The sequence below is a fragment of the Pseudomonas sp. RSB 5.4 genome (assembly GCF_037126175.1).
GTDB lineage: Bacteria > Pseudomonadota > Gammaproteobacteria > Pseudomonadales > Pseudomonadaceae > Aquipseudomonas > Aquipseudomonas fluorescens_H.
Window position 1 is genome coordinate 2,528,497 of sequence record NZ_CP146986.1, and the last position, 18,968, is coordinate 2,547,464.

General features: G+C 60.1%; 19 protein-coding genes. 8 read left to right on the forward strand and 11 right to left on the reverse strand.

Features of this window, described 5'->3' with window-relative positions; translation table 11 throughout:
* Nucleotides 1–207: 207 nt before the first annotated feature.
* Both rssC and rssB read right to left on the reverse strand, forming a co-directional pair.
* Nucleotides 208–690 carry an anti-sigma factor antagonist RssC gene (gene rssC, locus V9L13_RS11320; protein ID WP_003226553.1) on the reverse strand — a complete coding sequence of 161 codons (483 nt, stop codon included), beginning with the start codon at nt 688–690 and terminating at the stop codon, nt 208–210.
* Nucleotides 687–1,871, reverse strand: a complete 1,185-nt coding sequence (rssB, locus tag V9L13_RS11325) for a two-component system response regulator RssB (RefSeq protein WP_003226555.1) — start codon at nt 1,869–1,871, stop codon at nt 687–689. The genes rssC and rssB overlap by 4 nt, the downstream gene beginning before the upstream one ends.
* A gap of 274 nt (nt 1,872–2,145) precedes the next feature.
* Between rssB and V9L13_RS11330 the strand changes: the two genes are divergently transcribed.
* The gene (locus tag V9L13_RS11330; protein WP_003226557.1) at nt 2,146–2,445 is read left to right on the forward strand and encodes a PilZ domain-containing protein; all 300 of its coding nucleotides are present in this window, start codon (nt 2,146–2,148) and stop codon (nt 2,443–2,445) included.
* Between the two features lie 53 nt (nt 2,446–2,498).
* Here V9L13_RS11330 and V9L13_RS11335 read toward each other — a convergent pair whose 3' ends face one another.
* Nucleotides 2,499–3,188: a VacJ family lipoprotein gene (locus tag V9L13_RS11335; protein ID WP_103485780.1), complete on the reverse strand. Its 690-nt coding sequence runs from the start codon at nt 3,186–3,188 to the stop codon at nt 2,499–2,501.
* Between the two features lie 195 nt (nt 3,189–3,383).
* Between V9L13_RS11335 and V9L13_RS11340 the strand changes: the two genes are divergently transcribed.
* Both V9L13_RS11340 and V9L13_RS11345 read left to right on the forward strand, forming a co-directional pair.
* Nucleotides 3,384–4,004 carry an HAD family phosphatase gene (locus V9L13_RS11340; protein ID WP_226500005.1) on the forward strand — a complete coding sequence of 207 codons (621 nt, stop codon included), beginning with the start codon at nt 3,384–3,386 and terminating at the stop codon, nt 4,002–4,004.
* 109 nt (nt 4,005–4,113) lie between these two features.
* Complete coding sequence (locus V9L13_RS11345) at nt 4,114–4,377, forward strand: DUF4404 family protein (RefSeq protein ID WP_103485781.1); 264 nt, start codon at nt 4,114–4,116, stop codon at nt 4,375–4,377.
* A gap of 172 nt (nt 4,378–4,549) precedes the next feature.
* On the opposite strand, the gene queF is transcribed toward V9L13_RS11345, so the two are convergent.
* Entirely contained in the window at nt 4,550–5,380 is an 831-nt protein-coding gene (gene queF / locus V9L13_RS11350; protein WP_003226566.1) for an NADPH-dependent 7-cyano-7-deazaguanine reductase QueF, read from the reverse strand.
* A gap of 61 nt (nt 5,381–5,441) precedes the next feature.
* A complete protein-coding gene (locus V9L13_RS11355) occupies nt 5,442–5,975 on the reverse strand; it encodes a cupredoxin family protein (protein WP_338802547.1) in 534 nt (177 codons plus the stop codon).
* A gap of 154 nt (nt 5,976–6,129) precedes the next feature.
* Here V9L13_RS11355 and V9L13_RS11360 point away from each other — a divergent pair, with 154 nt between their 5' ends.
* Both V9L13_RS11360 and V9L13_RS11365 read left to right on the forward strand, forming a co-directional pair.
* On the forward strand, nt 6,130–6,810 hold the full coding sequence (locus V9L13_RS11360; RefSeq protein ID WP_201136996.1) for a heavy metal response regulator transcription factor: 681 nt from the start codon (nt 6,130–6,132) through the stop codon (nt 6,808–6,810).
* Nucleotides 6,810–8,159, forward strand: coding sequence for a heavy metal sensor histidine kinase (locus V9L13_RS11365; RefSeq protein WP_338802548.1), 1,350 nt, complete (start codon nt 6,810–6,812; stop codon nt 8,157–8,159). The genes V9L13_RS11360 and V9L13_RS11365 overlap by 1 nt, the downstream gene beginning before the upstream one ends.
* Before the next feature lie 108 nt (nt 8,160–8,267).
* On the opposite strand, the gene V9L13_RS11370 is transcribed toward V9L13_RS11365, so the two are convergent.
* The 3 genes from V9L13_RS11370 to V9L13_RS11380 all read right to left on the reverse strand — a co-directional run bounded on the left by V9L13_RS11370 (nt 8,268) and on the right by V9L13_RS11380 (nt 11,517).
* Complete coding sequence (locus V9L13_RS11370; protein ID WP_103485785.1) at nt 8,268–9,512, reverse strand: lipoprotein-releasing ABC transporter permease subunit; 1,245 nt, start codon at nt 9,510–9,512, stop codon at nt 8,268–8,270.
* 63 nt (nt 9,513–9,575) lie between these two features.
* Complete coding sequence (lolD, locus tag V9L13_RS11375) at nt 9,576–10,259, reverse strand: lipoprotein-releasing ABC transporter ATP-binding protein LolD (protein WP_177327499.1); 684 nt, start codon at nt 10,257–10,259, stop codon at nt 9,576–9,578.
* A gap of 7 nt (nt 10,260–10,266) precedes the next feature.
* Nucleotides 10,267–11,517, reverse strand: coding sequence for a lipoprotein-releasing ABC transporter permease subunit (locus V9L13_RS11380; protein ID WP_003226577.1), 1,251 nt, complete (start codon nt 11,515–11,517; stop codon nt 10,267–10,269).
* 94 nt (nt 11,518–11,611) lie between these two features.
* Between V9L13_RS11380 and V9L13_RS11385 the strand changes: the two genes are divergently transcribed.
* Both V9L13_RS11385 and V9L13_RS11390 read left to right on the forward strand, forming a co-directional pair.
* Complete coding sequence (locus V9L13_RS11385; protein WP_003226578.1) at nt 11,612–12,193, forward strand: PilZ domain-containing protein; 582 nt, start codon at nt 11,612–11,614, stop codon at nt 12,191–12,193.
* A gap of 14 nt (nt 12,194–12,207) precedes the next feature.
* Complete coding sequence (locus V9L13_RS11390; RefSeq protein ID WP_003226579.1) at nt 12,208–12,930, forward strand: glycerophosphodiester phosphodiesterase family protein; 723 nt, start codon at nt 12,208–12,210, stop codon at nt 12,928–12,930.
* Nucleotides 12,931–12,972: 42 nt separating this feature from the next.
* Here the strand turns inward: V9L13_RS11390 and sthA are convergent, their stop codons facing one another.
* Entirely contained in the window at nt 12,973–14,367 is a 1,395-nt protein-coding gene (sthA, locus tag V9L13_RS11395; RefSeq protein WP_064117858.1) for a Si-specific NAD(P)(+) transhydrogenase, read from the reverse strand.
* 197 nt (nt 14,368–14,564) lie between these two features.
* Nucleotides 14,565–15,509, reverse strand: a complete 945-nt coding sequence (locus tag V9L13_RS11400; protein ID WP_338802861.1) for an FAD:protein FMN transferase — start codon at nt 15,507–15,509, stop codon at nt 14,565–14,567.
* Between the two features lie 415 nt (nt 15,510–15,924).
* On the opposite strand from V9L13_RS11400, the gene V9L13_RS11405 reads away from it, so the two are divergent.
* Nucleotides 15,925–17,226 (forward strand): MFS transporter, encoded by a 1,302-nt coding sequence (locus V9L13_RS11405; protein ID WP_003226582.1) that lies wholly within the window; start codon nt 15,925–15,927, stop codon nt 17,224–17,226.
* Between the two features lie 169 nt (nt 17,227–17,395).
* Here the strand turns inward: V9L13_RS11405 and V9L13_RS11410 are convergent, their stop codons facing one another.
* Nucleotides 17,396–18,859 (reverse strand): glyceraldehyde-3-phosphate dehydrogenase, encoded by a 1,464-nt coding sequence (locus V9L13_RS11410; RefSeq protein WP_003226583.1) that lies wholly within the window; start codon nt 18,857–18,859, stop codon nt 17,396–17,398.
* Between the last annotated feature and the right edge of the window lie 109 nt (nt 18,860–18,968).

Here is an 18,968-nt window from a genome sequence, read left to right on the forward strand (position 1 = left end):
GCTGAAATGCAAAAAGGGCGAACCCGGTTGGGTTCGCCCTTTTTATTTATGCAGCGCGGGAGGATGCATCGTCTGAACTGACGCCTTCGCGAGCAAGCCCGCTCCCACAGGGTCAGGTGTGGAATGAAGAACTCGGGGTCACTCAATCACTGTGGGAGCGGGCTTGCTCGCGAAGAGGCCGGAACAGACACCCTCCCCCATAGGGAATCAATGTCTTTCGAGGGCATTCACCAGGTCATGGAAGGCTTCACGATTGGAGTCGTTCAGGCCCATGAGGATCTTGTGCGCTTCGAGCACCTTGATCCGCACCACTTCTTCGGACTGATCCTGATCCGGCAGGTCGTCCAGGCACTCGGGGCAAGGCACCGGGTGGTTGACGATGTTGAACACCTGCTCGAAGCCCATCGACTGCAGCAGACGGGTGATGTCTTCGTGGGTGGTGACGACGGTCGGCAGCAGGCCGACCTTTTGCCGCGACAGGATCGACAGTTTGGCCAGCAGACCGAGGGTGGTGCTGTCGATGCTACGGGTTTCGGTCAAATCGATCACGATCGCGTTGAAATTCAACGCGGTGAAGATTTTCTCAATAGTCGCATCCAACGCCGAACACAGGGTCAGGCGAACTTCACCGACGAACTTCAGGACGAAGGTGCCGTCCTGCTCGGCGAACTGGATTCTACCGGTACTCATTGAAGATTCCTGCTCAACACCAACAGGGCGATATCATCCGGCATCTCCCCTAGCGTGGCCAATTCAAACACTTGCCGCAGACCATCCAGGCTGCCGCCCGCCGCCTTCACCCGTTGAGGCAAAGCAGCTTCTTTTTCCTTGAGCGTAGGTTCTGGCAACAGATCCAGAATGCCGTCGGACATCAGCGTCAGGCTGAAAGTCGGAGGCAGCTCAAGCACGTGATCTTCGTAGGTGGCCTCATTGAACAAGCCCACCGGCAAACCGCGGCCTTCGAGGTAACGAACACTGTCAGGCGTGTACAACACAGGCAACGGCAGATGGCCGCCGATGCTATAGGTCAACAAACCGGTCTCCTCGTCGATGACTCCACCGACCATTGTGACGTGCTTGCCCAGCTTACAGCTGATCAGCCCCCGGTTGATATGACCAAGCACTTCCGAAGGCTTGAATTCCGGCAACGTGCCGTTGCGCTTGGACTCGAACAGCAAGCGCGTGGTCATGAACTTCAGCAGCACGGTGACGAACGCTGAAGAGGCGCCATGGCCCGAGACGTCGGCCAGGTAGAACGCCACCCGACGCTCGTCGACGCGGAAGTAATCGACAAAATCACCCGACAGGTACAGCGACGGGATGATCTGGTGAGCAAACTGGAACTCGTCAATGCGCCACGGACTTTCCGGCAGCATGTTCATCTGCACCTGGCGACCGGCGTTCTGGTCTTCCTGGAGCAGGTTCAGGCTGGCTTCGAGCTCGCGGTTGGCCTTCTCCAGCTTCTCGCGGTAGCGCTGGTTCTCCAGCAACAGGCGCGCACGATCAAGCGCGCGACGCACCGAGTGCTCGAGCACGGCCAGGTCTTCGAGAGGCTTGATCAGGTAGTCCGCGGCACCCAGGCGCAACGCCTCGACCGCGTCGTTCATCACGCCCGCACCCGAAACGACGATCATCGGCGTTTGCGGTGACCGCTCGGTGACCTGACGGATGAATTCGAGACCGCCCATCTGCGGCATGCGCAGATCGCAGATGACCAGGTCGGGCTTGTCTTGCTCGAATACCTGAAGACCCTGTTGGCCGTTGCTGGCCTGCAGGACGCTGAAACCACTGTCTTCCAAATAGGCCGCGAGGCTCGCGCGCACTACTTCGTCATCATCGATTATCAGCAGCGTGGCACTGGTTTTTGGCATGTGGGCAAACGGCGCCAGAATTAGGTTGGCGTAGCAGGCGGGGCATCGGCCCGGCTCAGACTACTGGATTCGCTTTCTAGCCTCTCTGCTGCACCGCTTTCGAGCACTGAGCCGGAACGCGATTGCACCAGAGGTGCCCTTCTAAGGCGCAGACGGTACTCCCATCCGCGGGGCGTTTCAAGCATGCGCCGATGGTCGCTTGACGACTTTACTTGTCAAATCACCGAGAGTTATAAGAACAGCTCAAACCGTAACCCAATGGAAGGTCAAAGCCATGAGTCAAACCGGTCGGGACTACAGCGAAAAGCGCGATTTCATCCGCATGCGGGTCGATGCCGATGTGGTGTTGATTCATGAAGGGGATCAGGTGTCGGGCGTGTGCATCGACCTCTCCAGCAGTGGCATGCAGGTTGAAGCACCGCGCCAGTTCGCGGTAGGCGACCGCTTGAGCGTGCGCATCGACTCCGAGCACGCGGCGCTGAGCGGACTGGAGGCCGAGACTGAAGTGGTGTGGGTCAAGCCCCAGGACGGTGACAGCCAGAAACTCGGTCTGACCATTCTGAAGATGAAATAAGCGCACACAAAAAAGGCGGCCTCAAGAGGCCGCCTTCTGATCATGGATCGACATTAAAAATCGTCTACGACCTTACCATCCTTGACCTTGAACTCGCGGTTCTGCAGGTAGGCGTTGCGGATGAAGGTGTATTTGTCGCCGCTGATCAGCTTCTCGCTCGACAGCAGGCTGGCGCGGGTGTCGACGATGTTCAGGCCGAACGTCGAGTTACGCACCGGGATGTCGTTGATGTAGCGATACGGAGCGGTGTAGCTGTCGACGTACTTCGACGGTGCGTCACGCAGGGTGCTAGGGCCGAGCAACGGCAGCATCACATACGGACCGCTGCCAACGCCCCAGTAACCGAGAGTCTGACCGAAGTCTTCGTCGCTGCGATGCAGGCCCATTTTGGTGCCGACGTCGAAGAAGCCCAGCAGGCCGAAGGTGGTGTTGAAAATGATACGCGCGGTATCGACACCGGCTGCTGCCGGTTTGGCCTGCAGAATGTTGTTCGCCAGGTTGGTGACATCACCGACGTTGCGGAACATGTTGTGGATGCCGTCCTCGAGGAACTGCGGCGTCACGTACTCGTAACCCTGCGCCAGCGGCTTGAGCGCGTAGGTGTCGACGAAGTCGTTGAACTGGAAGATCGGGCGGTTGACGCTTTCCCAAGGGTCTTCTTCCGTTGCGGCGTTGGCGGCGAACGGAACCAGCAAGACGCTGGCACATACACATAGCTGAGCGAGAGGATTGCTCCAGCGCATAGAAAAACTCCTTGGATTTTTACTGGCGCGGGCACCCGGGCCCAGGCGTTAAGACCGCTAGTATAAGCGCAAAAGCCGTTTTGGGCAGTCTACCAATGAAGAGTCGTGTAGGACCTTTCCAAGCCCCCTTCACACGCCTGTCATCCAACTGTCACCGCCGTCCCCTAGCCTCATGACTATTTCAGGGACGTTGCCATGACACACGCTGAAGCCTTGCCTGTCGCCGCACCCGGTCTGACCGCCGTGCTGTTCGGACTCAGTGGCTGTCTGGTGGATTTCGGTGCCCGCGCCCATCAACACGCCAGCGTGCTGCCCGAGCAGGCCGACGCCACGCCCGGCGCCCTCGACAGCCTGCTCAGCCTGCAGCGCCAGCAGATTCCCTGTGCGTGGATCGATGAGCTGCCCCCGGCCCTCGCGCAACCGCTGGCGGCCTCGCTGCCGGGTTGGATCAAACCGACGCAATATTCAGCAACAATCAATCCATGGCCAGCGCCGAACGCCTGCTGGCAGGCGCTGATGGGGTTGAACGTCAGCCGTCTGGATGGCTGCGTGCTGGTCAGCGGCGAGCCACGCTTGCTGCAATCGGGCCTCAACGCCGGGTTGTGGACCATTGGCCTGGCGTCCTGCGGCTCGTTGTGCGGCCTGGCGCCGAGCGAGTGGCAAGCCTTGAATCAGAAGGAGCGCGAGCAGCTGCGCGGCAAGGCGACCATGCAGTTGTTTGGCCTCGGCGTGCACTCGGTGATCGATCATCTGGGCGAACTCGACACTTGCCTGGCCGACATCAGCCTGCGCCGCCTCAAAGGCGAAAAGCCCTGACCGGGATCATGCAGGTTGCAGCAGAGTGGATTAATCTAAAGGTCAGCCATAGACCTTTGGCGCGCGGCTGCGGTCAATGCCAGTGCCTATAGATAAAAGGAACCACACCATGCCCGCCCGTGAACTTCAAGAACAGCTCAATACCCTGCGCGAGCAACTGGAGCAGAATCCGCCGTTGTCCGAAGCCGAGCGTGAAGATCTGCGTGCGCTGATGGCGCAGATTGAATCGGAAATCAAACTGGAAACTGCCACTCAGGACGCGAGCATCGCCGACGGTGTGAACCTGGCGGTGGAACGCTTCGAAGTCGAACACCCGGCCATTGCCGGCACCCTGCGCAATATCGTCAATGCGCTGGGCAGCATGGGGATCTGATTCCCGCGCCATACAAAAAAGCCCTGCCATGTCTGGCAGGGCTTTTTCATATTCGTGATGTGAACACGGTCATTGTGGGAGCGGGCTTGCTCGCGAAAGCGGTGTGTCAGCCAATGCATCATCAACTGACACACCGCTTTCGCGAGCAAGCCCGCTCCCACCCTTCAGATGTTCATTGACGCACCAGGCGATGGTTCGGCAGTTGTACCGCTTCAGTGCTGCGATACGGGTTGATATCCAGCCCACCCCGACGCACATAGCGCGCAAACACCGTCAGTTTCTCTGGCTTCAGCAGACGCTGCAGGTCGAGGAAGATCCGCTCCACGCACTGTTCGTGGAAGTCCGAATGCTGGCGGAAACTGACGATGTACTCCAGCAGGCTCGCGTGATCCAGCGCCGCGCCGCGATATTCGACTACCACGCTGCCCCAGTCCGGCTGACTGGTCACCGGGCAATTGGATTTGAGCAGATGGCTGTGCACGCTCTCTTCGACAATCCGCGAATCATCGCAACGCAGCAGTTCCGGACGCGGATGCTCATAGTTGCTGACGCTGATATCCAGATCGTCGATGCACACGCCCGGCAACGCCACGACGCCTTCGGCTTCGACATCTTTCAGGCTGCGCACGCGCACGCCGACCGGTTTGCCGGCAGCGGCCGACAAGTCCTTGACCAGCGTCGCTTCCAGGCTGGCGATGTCGGCAAACGGCGTCTGGTTCAGCGAGTTCAGGTACAGCTTGAACGACTTCGATTCGATGATGTTCGGCGAATCCGCCGGAATGCTGAATTCACCGATCGCCACCACCGGTTTGCCCGATGGCAACAACCACGACAGTTCAAAGCAGTTCCAGAAATCCACGCCTTTATACGGCAAGGTTTCGGCGGTCAGGCCCAGCTCGGCCCATTTCGCGGTGCGCGGAATCGGGAATAGCAGGGACGGCGTGTAAGTGGCGATGTATTCGCTGGATTTGCCCAGCGGCGAATGTTCGGCTGCGGGATGCATGGCGGAAACCTGACTGAAGAATCAGCGGATTCTATCAGCCTTTGCGCCCGCCTTTGAGTGCTTACTGACTGACAGTCAGTTTGCCGACCATGCCTGCCTGGTAGTGACCGGGAATATTGCAGGCAAATTCCAGGCTGGTGGCTTTGCTGAAGGTCCAGGTCAGCTCGGCGGTCTTGCCCGGCTCGATCAGCACGCTGTTGGGGTCGTCGTGCTTCATGCCGTGGTCCATGCTGCCGTGATCCATGCCGGCCATGTCGTGGGACATTTCTTTCATGCCGGTAGGCGTGAGCATGCCGCTTTGCTGCATCTGCAACATTTCCTGCTGATGCCTGGCATGCATCGCCGAGTCGCCGAGGTTGAATTCGTGCAGCAACTGGCCTTTATTCACCAGCACAAAGCGAACCGTCTCACCGGCCTTGACCTGAATCGCCTTCGGCTCGAACGACATGTCGTTCAGCACCACCTCGATGCTGCGGCTGGCCTGGGCCGCCGGGGCCGGCTGGCCGAAGTCATAGCTGTGCGCGGGTGCGGCCCAGACAGGTGAACTCAGCGCCAGCAAACAGGCGGCGACGGCCAGAGGGTTGCGCAAAAACATAGTCATACTCCAACAAGAAAAGGTTCAGCCTGTGGGAAACTCTAGCCCGCCCGCGCTGGCAGCTACCTGACAGACAGATTACAACTTTGTCAGGTTGGCGCCTGTCGCCTGCTCTCACGGTATAACGCTTTCGTTTCTACAACCCGAGCCGCCCATGAAACTGCTGATCGTCGAAGACCAACCGAAAACCGGCCACTATCTGCGCCAGGGCCTGACCGAGGCCGGGTTCAACACAGAGCTGGTGGCAGACGGCAACAGCGGTCAGCAACTGGCCTTGAGCGGTGATTATGCGCTGCTGATCCTCGACGTGATGCTGCCCGGGCGCAGCGGTTGGCAGATCCTGCATGCGGTGCGCACTGCCGGCCTCGACACGCCGGTACTGTTTCTGACCGCCAAAGATGCCGTCGAGGATCGGGTTCACGGCCTCGAACTCGGCGCCGACGATTATCTGGTCAAACCCTTCGCCTTCTCCGAACTGCTGGCCCGGGTGCGCAGCCTGCTGCGCCGGGGCAGCGCCCTGCCCCAGGAAACCAGCCTGCAACTGGCCGATCTGCGTCTGGACCTGATCCGCCGCCGGGTCGAACGCAGCGGTCAGCGCATCGACCTGACCGCCAAGGAGTTCGCCCTGTTGGAAATGCTTCTGCGCCGTCAGGGTGAAGTGCTGCCGAAATCGCTGATTGCCTCGCAAGTCTGGGACATGAACTTCGACAGCGACACCAACGTGATCGAAGTGGCGATCCGGCGCCTGCGCCTGAAGATCGACGATGACTTCACCAACAAACTGATCCACACCGTGCGCGGCATGGGTTACGTGCTTGAAGAGCGTCCGGCCTGATGCCTCGTCTGTCCCTGAGTTCGCGCCTGGCCTTGCTGTTTGCCGCCTGCACCGCCGTGGTCTCGCTGTTCGCCGGGGTGTTGTTCAACCGCGCCAGCGAGGCGCACTTCATTGAGCTCGACCAGCAATTGCTCGACGGCAAGCTGATCGGTTTGCGCCGTGCCTTGCAGGATGTTCAGGCCAGCGAGAGTGAAACGCGGCTGGCCGATGAACTCAGCCGGCAGGCCGATCTTTCGCTGCGCATCACCGGGGCCGATGGCCAGCGCTGGTACGACAGCTCGATCAAGGTGCCACCGGATTTGCCGCAACAGCCCGGCCTGTCGACCATCAGCAATGACGGCATAGACTATCGCGTGCTCAATGCCCCGCTCTACCCGGACAAACCCGATACGCCCCAACTGACACTGCTGCTGGACATCACCCATCACCAGCACTTTCTGCAACGCATGCAACACCTGATCTGGCTGACCGTCGGGCTGTCGGCGCTGGCCACCGCGCTGCTCGGCGCCTGGGCCGCACGCAGCGGCTTGCGTCCGCTGCGGCGCATGAGTGCAGTGGCGCGTGGGATTTCCGCACATTCGCTCAACGCCCGACTGCCGGAAGCGCAAATGCCGCCAGAACTTGCGGAAATGGCCCACAGCTTCAACGCCATGCTCGGACGCCTCGACGACTCGTTTCAACGGCTGTCGGCGTTCTCTGCCGACATTGCCCATGAACTGCGCACACCGCTGTCGAACCTGCTGACTCACACCCAGGTCACCCTCACCCGCCCGCGACCGATCGAGGATTACCGCGAAGCCCTGCACAGCAATCTCGAAGAACTGCAATGGATGGCGCAACTGATCAACGACATGCTTTATCTGGCCAAGGCTGACCACGGTTTGCTGATGCCCAAGCGTGAGGCGCTGGAACTGGCGGATGAGAGCGATGTGCTGCTGGAGTTTTTTGCGCCATTGGCCGAGGACGCCGGGGTGACGCTGAGCCGCGAAGGTCATGCGCGCATGGAAGGTGATCGCAATATGTTGCGCCGGGCCTTGTCGAATCTGCTGGACAACGCGCTGCGCTTTACTCCGGCGACGGGCAGCGTGCGCTTGTCCATCGTCGATCAGCCGCACAGGGTGCAGGTGTCGGTGGAGAACAGTGGCGAAGGCATTTCAGCAGAACTGTTGCCACGGCTGTTTGACCGGTTTTATCGGGCCGATCCGGCGCGGCAGGAAGGCAGCAGTGAGCACGCTGGGTTGGGGTTGGCGATTACCCAATCGATCGTCCGCGCGCATGGTGGGCAGATTCATTGCGAATCGGCTGCGGGGTGGACGCGGTTTGTGATTGAGTTGCCCAAGGGAGTCTGAGGCCAGCAGGTCCGGCCCCTTCGCGAGCAAGCCCGCTCCCACATTGGATCTGCGTCGTACACAAATCCCCTGTGGGAGCGGGCTTGCTCGCGAAGGCGGTATTGGCGCTTACGAATATCTCAACGCGTGAGCCGGCTCGATCTTCGCCGCCCGCAACGCCGGGTACACCGTCGCCAGGAAGCTCAGAATAAAGCCTGCCGAGCAGATCAACAGCACATCCCCGCCCTGCAATTCCGAAGGCAGGTTGCTGACGAAGTACACATCGGAACTGAAGATGTGCTGGCCGGTGACACGCTCGACCCAGCCAACCATTTCACTGACGTTGAGCGCCGCGATCACCCCGAGCACGCCGCCAATCAGTGTGCCGACAATGCCGATCACCGTGCCCTGCACCATGAAGATCGCCATGATCTGCCGTGGCGTGGCGCCGATGGTGCGCAGGATCGCGATGTCCGCGCCCTTGTCGTTCACCACCATGATCAGCGTGGCGATGATGTTGAACGCCGCCACGGCGACGATCATCAGCAACAGCAGGCCGATCATGGTTTTTTCCATTTTCATCGCGCTGAACAGGCTGCCCTGGGTGTGGGTCCAGTCATCCGCCTTGAAGTCGGCACCGAGGCCCGCGGCGATGTCCGAGGAGACTTTCGGCGCGGCGTACAGGTCCTTCACCGCCAGGCGCACGCTCTGCACCTGATTCGGCTGCCAGTGCTGCATGGTCGCGGCATCGGCCACGTGAATCAGGCCCATCGAACCGTCCAGCTCGGCGCCGACCTTGAACACACCGACCACGTTCAAGCGCTGCATGCGCGGGGTGATGCCCCCCGGTGCGGTGCTGACTTCCGGCACGATCAGGGTGATCTTGTCACCGACATTGAGACGGAAGCGCCGCGCGGTGATTTCACCGATCACCACACCGAACTCGCCGGGTTTCAGATCATCAAGACGGCCCTGCACGATGTGCTGGGCCACGATCGACACCTTGCCTTCCTGGGCCGGATCGACACCGCTGATCTGGATTGGCTGCATCGAGCCCTTGTAGGACAGCATGCCTTCCATCTCGGTGAACGGCACGGCGGCGGTCACTTCGGGATTTTTCAGCGCGGCAGCGGCCACTGGCTGCCAGTCATCGATCGGCTTGACGCCAACGATGGTCGCGTGCGGCACCATGCCGAGGATGCGCGAGCTCATCTCGCGCTGGAAACCGTTCATCACCGACAGCACCACGATCATCGCCAGCACGCCGAGGGCGAGCCCGATCATCGAAGTCATCGAGATGAACGAAACAAAGCGATTGCGGCGTTTGGCGCGGGTATAGCGCGTGCCGATAAAGATCGATAACGGTCTGAACATTCGCTGGGGCACCGTATAAAAATAAAAGACCCGATGCCTTTTCAGGCACCGGGTTTCGGTCGGTCAGATGGTGGTCAAGCAGCCTTCCTGCAATTGCAGGACGCGGTCCATCTGGCGGGCCAGGTTCATGTCGTGAGTCACCACCAGGAACGCGGTGCGCATCGAAGTGCTGAGTTCCAGCATCAAGTCCTGAATGCCTTCGGCGGTGTGCGAATCGAGGTTGCCGGTTGGCTCATCGAGCATTACCAGGCCTGGATTGTTCACCAGTGCACGGGCGATAGCCACACGCTGGCGTTCACCACCGGACAGCTCGGCCGGTTTGTGCTCCAGGCGATGACCCAGACCTACGCGCTCGAGCAACGCCGTAGCGCGCTGACGTGCTTCCGGGATCGCAGTCTTGCCGATCAGCAGCGGCATGCAGACGTTTTCCAGCGCGGTGAACTCCGGCAGCAAGTGGTGGAACTGGTACACGAACCCCAAGGCACGGTTACGCAGCAGGCCACGCTTCTTCTCGCTCAGGGCCGACAGTTCTTCACCGTCGAGCCAGACGCTGCCCTCGGTCGGCGTATCGAGACCGCCCAGCAGGTTGAGCAAGGTACTTTTGCCCGAACCGGATTTGCCGACGATCGCGACACGCTCGCCCGGGTGCAACTCCAGTTGCAGACCGGCCAACACTTGCACCGACTCCGGGCCTTCCTCGTAGGATTTGCCGAGGTTGCGGCAGCTCAAGATTGCTTTATCACTCATGCCCGACTCACTCATAACGTAGCGCCTCCGCCGGCTGGGTGCGCGCGGCACGCCAGGCGGGATACAGGGTGGCGAGGAAACTCAGGACCAACGCAGCCGCGCAGACCATGACCACGTCCTGGCTCTGCACCTGCGACGGCAGGTAATCAATGAAATACACATCGGCGTTGAGGAACTTGTGGCCGATCAGCCCTTCGAGGGCGGAAATCGCCGCGCTGACGTTCAACGCCGCGAGAATCCCGACCACCGCGCCGATGGCGGTGCCGACCACGCCGATCACGGTGCCCTGCACCATGAACGTGCGCATGATCGTCCCTGGCGTAGCGCCGAGGGTGCGCAGAATGGCGATGTCGCTCTTCTTGTCATTCACCACCATCACCAGCGTGGAAATGATGTTGAACGCGGCGACCGCGACGATCAGCAGCAACAGCAGCCCGATCATGGCTTTTTCCATGCGGATCGCCTGATACAGATTGCCGTGGGTGCGGGTCCAGTCGCGGGCGTAGTAATGGTCTTCGCCCAGTTGCTGGGCGATGGTCCAGGCCACGCGCGGCGCCTGGAACAGATCATCGAACTTCAACCGGATGCCCTGCACCTGATCAGGCTTCCAGCGGTGCATCTTCGCCAGATCCTGCAAGTTGGTGACGCCCAGATAGCCGTCCAGCTCACCGGCGCCGACATGAAAGATGCCGACCACGGTGAAACGCTTCATGCGCGGGAACATCCCGGCCGGGGTCACGCTGACCTCCGGCGCGACGAAGGTGACCTTGTCACCGAGGCCCACGCCGAGCTTGGTCGCGGCCTTGTCGCCGATGACGATGCCGAAGCTGCCCGGCGTCAGGTCGTCGAGTTTGCCCTGCTTCATGAAGTTGTCGATGATCGACACATTGCGCTCGAGCGCGGGGTCGATGGCGTTGAGCAACACCTTGGACACCTGGCCGTTGTTGGTCAGCAAACCCTGCATCTGAGTGAACGGCGCAACGGCCGTCACCTCCGGGTTGCGCTTGACCTTGGCGGCGAGGCTTTGCCAATCGTTGATCGGTTCGCCGGTTTCAAGAGTCGCGTGGGGCACCATGCCCAGCACGCGGGTGCGCATCTCATGATCGAAGCCGTTCATCACCGATAGCACCACGATCATCACGACCACGCCAAGGGCGAGCCCGATCATCGAAGTCAGGGAAATGAATGACACAAAATGATTGCGACGCTTTGCACGGGTATAACGCGTGCCGATAAATACGAAGAGAGGTCTGAACATGTCGGGGCTTGTTCGGAGGGAAAAGGAACGTCCTTGTGGCGGGGGTCGATAACCAGCTTTACACTCAGACCACCGCCGCTACCATGGGTTCGCCATGTCGACATTAGATGAAGAAGATCGCCGCGAATACTACCGTATCGAGGACACGATCGCACTGGAAATTCGGCCCCTGTCCGCTCCCGAAGCCGCTGGCCAGGAAGTGTTGCAGGATGCTTCCCCGCTGTTCAACCTGCTCAGCGAACTGCACCTGAGCGAATTCGAGTCGCAGCACCTGTTGCGCCAGATCAGCGAGCGCGACCGGGCCATCGCCGCGTTCCTCAAATCCCAGAACAAACGTATCGACCTGCTCAGCCAGGTGGTCGCCCTGACCGTGCTCGGCCATATCGGCGAGCCGCAACCGGTGATCATCTCCGAAGGCGGGATCGATTTTCAGCACCCGACCGCGCTGGCCACTGGCGCGCACCTGTCGGTGAAACTGGTGCTGATGCCGCAGGCGCTGGGTCTGTTGCTACGCGCCCGCGTCACCCATTGCGACCGCAAGGGCGATGGCTACGACGTCGGCACCGAGTTCGAACACTTGACCGACGCCCAGCGCCAGTTGCTCGCCCGCTATATCCTGCAGAAACAGGCCCAGGAACGACGCCTGGCCCGTGAACAGAACGAATCAGGCATTTAAATTAAGGAAGCACCGTGACCCTCATCTACGGCCACCGCGGCGCCAAGGGCGAAGCACCGGAAAACACCCTGACCAGTTTTCAGGAATGTCTCAAGCACGGCGTACGCCGTTGTGAACTGGATCTGCACCTGTCGAAGGACGGCGAGCTGATGGTGATCCACGACCCGACCCTCAAGCGCACCACCGACCGGCGCGGAAAGGTGGTCGAGCACACCGCCGCCGAACTGGTGACCTACGACGCGCGCAAGGGCGGCCCGGGCTGGATCAAGCCGTGCCCGATTCCGACACTGGAAGAGCTGTTCGAAAAATGTGATTTCGAGCACTGGCAGCTGGAAGTCAAAAGTGCATCGCGCACCCGCGCGGCGACCACCGTGCTGGCGATTCGCGAGATGGCCCAGCGTCATGGATTGCTGGACAAGGTCACCATTACTTCGAGTTCGCGGGAAGTGCTGAAGGCGGCGCTGGATCTGGTGCCGGACGTGTCGCGGGGGCTGGTGGCCGAATACGCCTGGCTCGACCCGCTAAAGGTCGCGGCCAGCTATGGCTGTGAGATTCTGGCGTTGAACTGGACGCTGTGTACGCCGGAACGCCTGCAGAAGGCGCAGCGTCAGGGGCTGCATGTGTCGGTGTGGACCGTCAACGAGCCTGCGCTGATGCGCAGACTCGCCGACTTCGGCGTTGACAGCCTGATTACAGACTTTCCCGGTTTGGCCACTGCCACCCTCGAGAATTGCTGAAATCGGTCTCCCCGGCCGGCTCAGGCCACCGGCCGGAGCCCGTCAAAAAAGCCGGTTGAGGCCGTCGTACGCCGCTACCCGATAGGCTTCGGCCATGGTCGGGTAGTTGAACGTGGTGTTGACGAAGTACTTCAGGGTGTTCAACTCGCCAGGCTGGCTCATGATCGCCTGACCGATGTGCACGATCTCCGACGCCTGATAACCGAAGCAGTGAACACCCAGCACTTCCAGGGTTTCACGGTGGAACAGGATCTTCAGCATGCCTTGCGGCTCGCCGGCGATCTGTGCACGCGCCATGCTCTTGAAGAACGCTTTGCCGACTTCGTACGGCACTTTGGCCTGGGTCAGCTCCTGCTCGTTCTTGCCGATCGAGCTGATCTCCGGAATGGTGTAGATGCCGGTCGGCACGTCATTCACAAAGCGCCAGCTACCGTTATCAACGATGCTGCCGGCAGCCGAACGACCCTGGTCGTGGGCCGCACTGGCCAGGCTCGGCCAGCCGATCACGTCGCCAGCGCCGTAGATGTTCGGCACGCAAGTGCGGTAGGCCTCGTCGACTTCGATCTGGCCACGGCTGTTGACCTTGACGCCGATGTTTTCCAGACCGAGCTGGTCGGTGTTGCCAGTACGGCCGTTGCACCAGAGCAAGGCGTCGGCCTTGATCTTCTTGCCGGACTTCAGGTGCAGGATCACACCGTTGTCCACACCTTCAACGCGATCGTAGTCCTCGTTGTGGCGCACAGTGATGTTGTTGTTGCTGAAGTGGTAGCTCAACGCCTGGGAGATTTCCGAGTCGAGGAAGCTCAGCAACTGACCACGGTTGTCCACCAGTTCAACCAGTACCCCCAGACCGCTGAAGATCGAGGCGTATTCGCAACCGATCACGCCGGCGCCGTAAACGATCAGTTTGCGCGGAGTGTGGCCGAGGCTGAGGATGGTGTCGCTATCGTAGATACGCGGGTGGTGGAAATCGATGTCCGCCGGACGATACGGGCGCGAACCGGTGGCGATGATGATGTGCTTGGCCACCAGCTTCTCGACCACACCGTTGGCGCAGACCACTTCGATGGTTTGCTCGTCGGCGAAGCTGCCGGTGCCGAAGAACACGTCGACGCGGTTACGGGCGTAGTAGCCGGTACGCGAAGCGACTTGTTTGGAAATGACTTTCTCGGCGCTTTTCAACACGTCCGGGAAGGAGAACCAGCGCGGCTCGCCGATCGCCCGGAACATCGGGTTGGTGTTGAACTGCATGATCTGCCGGACCGAGTGACGCAGGGCCTTGGACGGGATGGTTCCCAGGTGGGTGCAGTTACCGCCGACCTGGCGACGGCTATCGACCATCGCCACCTTGCGCCCTGCTTTGGCGGCGTTCATTGCCGCGCCTTCTCCCGCCGGGCCGGAACCCAACACCACCACGTCGTAGTTGTAGACAGCCATGCGTACTCCTCAGAACAGGCCGCGGTGCCAGCAGCACCGGCGGCTAAATCACGCCGAATCGCGGCGCGAAGGAACAATTGGGGGTCAGTAAAGAACCCGGACACAGTCTATAGAAGCGTCAACGCCGCGCACATTAACCCTTGGTCGCGTCGTAGGCTACTTTTGCCTGCACTACAACGCCAGCTTTCGTACTGTTTTCAGTCAACTTTTGCGTGATTGAGGCGCTCGAAAGCCGTACTGGTGCGGATAACGAAACCTGTATCGGCACGAATGACGAAGAATGCACCAATGTCATGTTTTTCGGCATAGTCCCAAGCCCTTTCAGGCCCGAGAATCAGCAACAGCGTCGATAGTCCATCGGCCATCAACGCTGAAGGATGAATCACCGTGACCGACGCCAGGTTGTGTAGGACCGGCGCCCCGCTACGCGCATCGAAGGTGTGGGAATAGCGCCGGCCATCCTGCAGGAAATAGTTGCGGTAATCACCGGAGGTGGAAACGCCGTAGCCGTCGACCTGAATGATCCGTTCGGCCACCTGTTGATCGTCTCGCGGTTCTTCCAGCGCAATACGCCAGGACGAACCATCAAGCTTCTTGCCCTTGGCCTTTAGCTCACCGGTGGCTTCGGCGAGATAGTCATGGATCCCCATCGACTCGAGCCTGGCTGCGATGGTGTCGACGGCGTAACCGGCGGCGATGCTGTTGAAGTCGACTTCGACCGGCGCATCCTTGCACAAGCGGTCGCCGTCGATATGCAAATGGTGGTAGCCGACCCGCTCAAGGGTTTCGGACAGTGCGGCGGGACTGGGGACTTTCTCTTCACGCCCTTGCGGGCCGAACCCCCACAGGTTCATCAGCGGCTCGACGGTCAGGTCGTAGGAACCTTCGCTTTGCTCTGACAGCTGTTCGCCGACACGGACCAATTCGAGCACGGCAGCCGGCATGGTCTGACAGCTGTTCGCCGGCAAAGCATTGAAGCGCTCGATGTCTGAGTCACCGCGATAGGTCGACATCTGCTGATCGACGTCGGTGAGGATTTTTTCCACTTCAAGCTGGACCTGCGCGACCTCGGGAAGACCGGCGTGGCGCACATACTTGATTGAATAGGTGCTGCCCATGGTCGGGCCGCCGAAGCTTTCCATGGAATCGCCGTTGCCGCAGCCGGACAAGCTGCCCAACAGCAGCAAAAGGCTGATCAGCCTCCTTTTAGACAAATCCCCTACTCCCCACACAAAGCTGAAGATTATGCGCCAGAACCTGTAGAAGCTGCCGAGTGAAACGAGGCTGCGATCTTTTGCTTTTGATCTTTTTAAGCAACATCAAAAGATCGCAGCGTTCCGCAGCTCCTACAGGTTTTCATTCGCTTGATAGCGTCATGCTGGCCTTCGTAATGGCTATATCGTTTAAGCAGTGCCCTAACCAATTGTTGCCTAACGTTCTTTATACACATATGGTTACAAAACTGTTCACGGGTACTGCCTGAGTTTGCCGCGTGACGGCGAGGACGTGTCTAGTTCAGGGATTTCCAATAAGACAGCCAACAGAGAGTACGAACCAATGTCCTCCACCACGGGCAAAGGCAAAGCGATTTTTCGCGTTGTCAGCGGCAATTTTCTCGAGATGTTCGACTTTATGGTCTATGGCTTCTACGCAACGGCCATTGCCAAAACCTTCTTCCCGGCCGACAGCGCCTTCGCTTCCCTGATGCTCTCCCTGGCGACGTTCGGTGCCGGCTTCCTGATGCGTCCGCTGGGAGCGATTTTCCTCGGTGCCTATATCGACCGCCATGGCCGGCGCCAGGGCCTGATCATTACGCTGGCGCTGATGGCCGCCGGTACGGTGCTGATTGCCTGCGTCCCCGGTTACGCCACCCTCGGCGTCGCCGCCCCGCTGATCGTGCTATTCGGTCGTTTGTTGCAAGGCTTCTCGGCCGGCGTCGAGCTGGGCGGTGTTTCGGTGTACCTGGCGGAAATCGCCACACCGGGCCGCAAGGGCTTTTTCGTCAGTTGGCAGTCGGCAAGCCAGCAAGCAGCGGTGGTCTTTGCCGGCCTGCTCGGGGTGGGTCTCAACCACTGGCTGAGCCCGGAACAGATGGGTGACTGGGGCTGGCGCGTGCCGTTCCTGATCGGCTGCATGATCGTTCCGGTGATCTTCGTAATTCGTCGCTCGCTGGAAGAAACGCCGGAATTCCAGGCGCGTAAACATCGCCCTACCCTGCGCGAAATCGTCCGTTCGATCGGCCAGAACTTTGGCATCGTCATCGCCGGCATGGCGCTGGTGGTGATGACCACGGTTTCGTTCTACCTGATCACCGCCTACACCCCGACCTTCGGCAAGGCCGAACTGCATCTGTCGGACTTCGACGCGCTGCTGGTGACCGTGTGCATCGGCCTGTCGAACTTCTTCTGGCTGCCGGTGATGGGCTCGGTCTCCGACAAGATCGGTCGCAAACCCCTACTGCTGGCGGCGACCATTCTGGCAATCCTGACCGCTTATCCTGCATTGTCGTGGCTGGTGGCGAACCCGAGCTTCAGTCATTTGCTGATCGTCGAACTGTGGCTGTCGTTCCTGTACGGTTCGTACAACGGGGCGATGGTGGTGGCGCTGACCGAAATCATGCCGGTGGAAGTGCGCACGACCGGGTTCTCGCTGGCCTATAGCCTGGCGACGGCGACCTTTGGCGGCTTTACGCCAGCGGCCTGTACTTACCTGATCCATGTGCTGGACAACAAGGCTGCGCCGGGGATCTGGCTCAGCGGTGCGGCGGTGCTGGGGCTGATTGCGACGCTGGTGCTGTTCCGTGGCAACAAGCATGAGCTGCGGACTGCGCAGGCCTCGATAGTCGGCGGCGCCCGATAGGACGCCTTCGGGAGCAAGCCCCCTCCCACAGTGTCCGGTGTGATGTGAACACCGCCAAACCTGTGGGAGGGGGCTTGCTCCCGAAGAGGCCAACACAGGCAATAAAAATTCAGCAGGCATAAAAAAACGCCCCGACCAAAGTCGGGGCGTTTTCATTTGCAGCTAAGGCTTAGCGCGGGAACGCTGGCGGGTTTACACCGGCCATGTCTTCCATCACGCGAACCACCTGGCAGCTGTAGCCGAACTCGTTGTCGTACCAGACGTACAGAACAACGCGGTTGTCCTGAACGATGGTTGCTTCAGCATCGACCACACCGGCGTGACGCGAACCCACGAAGTCAGTGGACACCACTTCCTGCGAGTTGACGAAGTCGATTTGCTTGTGCAGATCGGAGTGCAGCGCCATGTAGCGCAGGTACTCGTTCATCTCTTCACGGCTGGCGGCTTTCTCAAGGTTGAGGTTGAGAATGGCCATCGACACGTTTGGCGTCGGAACGCGGATCGCGTTACCGGTCAGCTTGCCGGCCAGCTCAGGCAGGGCCTTGGCAGCAGCGGTGGCAGCACCGGTCTCGGTGATGACCATGTTCAGCGCGGCGGAACGACCACGGCGATCGCCCTTGTGGAAGTTGTCGATCAGGTTCTGGTCGTTGGTGTACGAGTGAACGGTTTCGACGTGACCGTTGATGATGCCGAACTTGTCATTCACAGCCTTCAGCACCGGCACGATGGCGTTGGTGGTGCAGGAAGCGGCGGACACGATCTTGTCGTCAGCGGTGATTTCGTTGTGGTTGATACCGTGAACGATGTTCTTCAGCTTGCCTTTGCCAGGCGCGGTCAGAACAACGCGAGCAACACCCGGGCATTGCAGGTGCTGACCCAGGCCATCGGCGTCACGCCATACACCGGTGTTGTCCACCAGCAGCGCGTCTTTGATGCCGTACTGGGTGTAATCCACCTCGGTCGGGTTCTTCGCGTAGATCACCTGGATCAGGTTACCGTTGGCGGTGATGGTGTTGTTTTCTTCGTCGATGACGATGGTGCCGTTGAACGGACCGTGTACCGAATCGCGACGCAGCAGGCTGGCGCGTTTGGTCAGGTCGTTTTCGGCGCCTTTGCGCACGACGATGGCACGCAGACGCAGACCGTCGCCACCACCGGTTTTCTCGATCAGGATGCGCGCCAGCAGACGGCCGATACGACCGAAGCCGTACAGCACAACGTCAGTGCCTTTACGGGCCGAAGCGTTTTGCTGACCAACCACATCAGCCAGTTCTTCACGAACGAACTGCTCGGCGCTGCGGCCATTGCCTTCGCTGCGGAATTTGAACGCCAACTTGCCCAGGTCTACCGAAGCCGCGCCGAGCTTGAGCTCGCTCATGGCTTTAAGCAGAGGGAATGTTTCGTGGACGGAGAGTTCGCTATCGTCGGAGGAACGGTGGCGAGCAAAGCGGTGAGCTTTGAGAATCGCGATGACAGACTGGTTGATCAGGCTGCGGCCATAGATCGAGCTCACCACGTTGTTATTGCGGTAGAGCTGACCGATAAGCGGAATCATCGCTTCTGCGAGTGCTTCACGGTCGATCCATTCACCAAGACACTGGTCGGGCTTCTGAGTCACGGGAACCTTCCACATGTAGGGGCAGAAAAAAGGGGCTACATTATGCCGCCGAGAACCTCTTGTAGCAATGCGCGCTTGTCGCGCAATCGGTAACAAAATTCCGTTCAAAAAAATTACGCCCCGC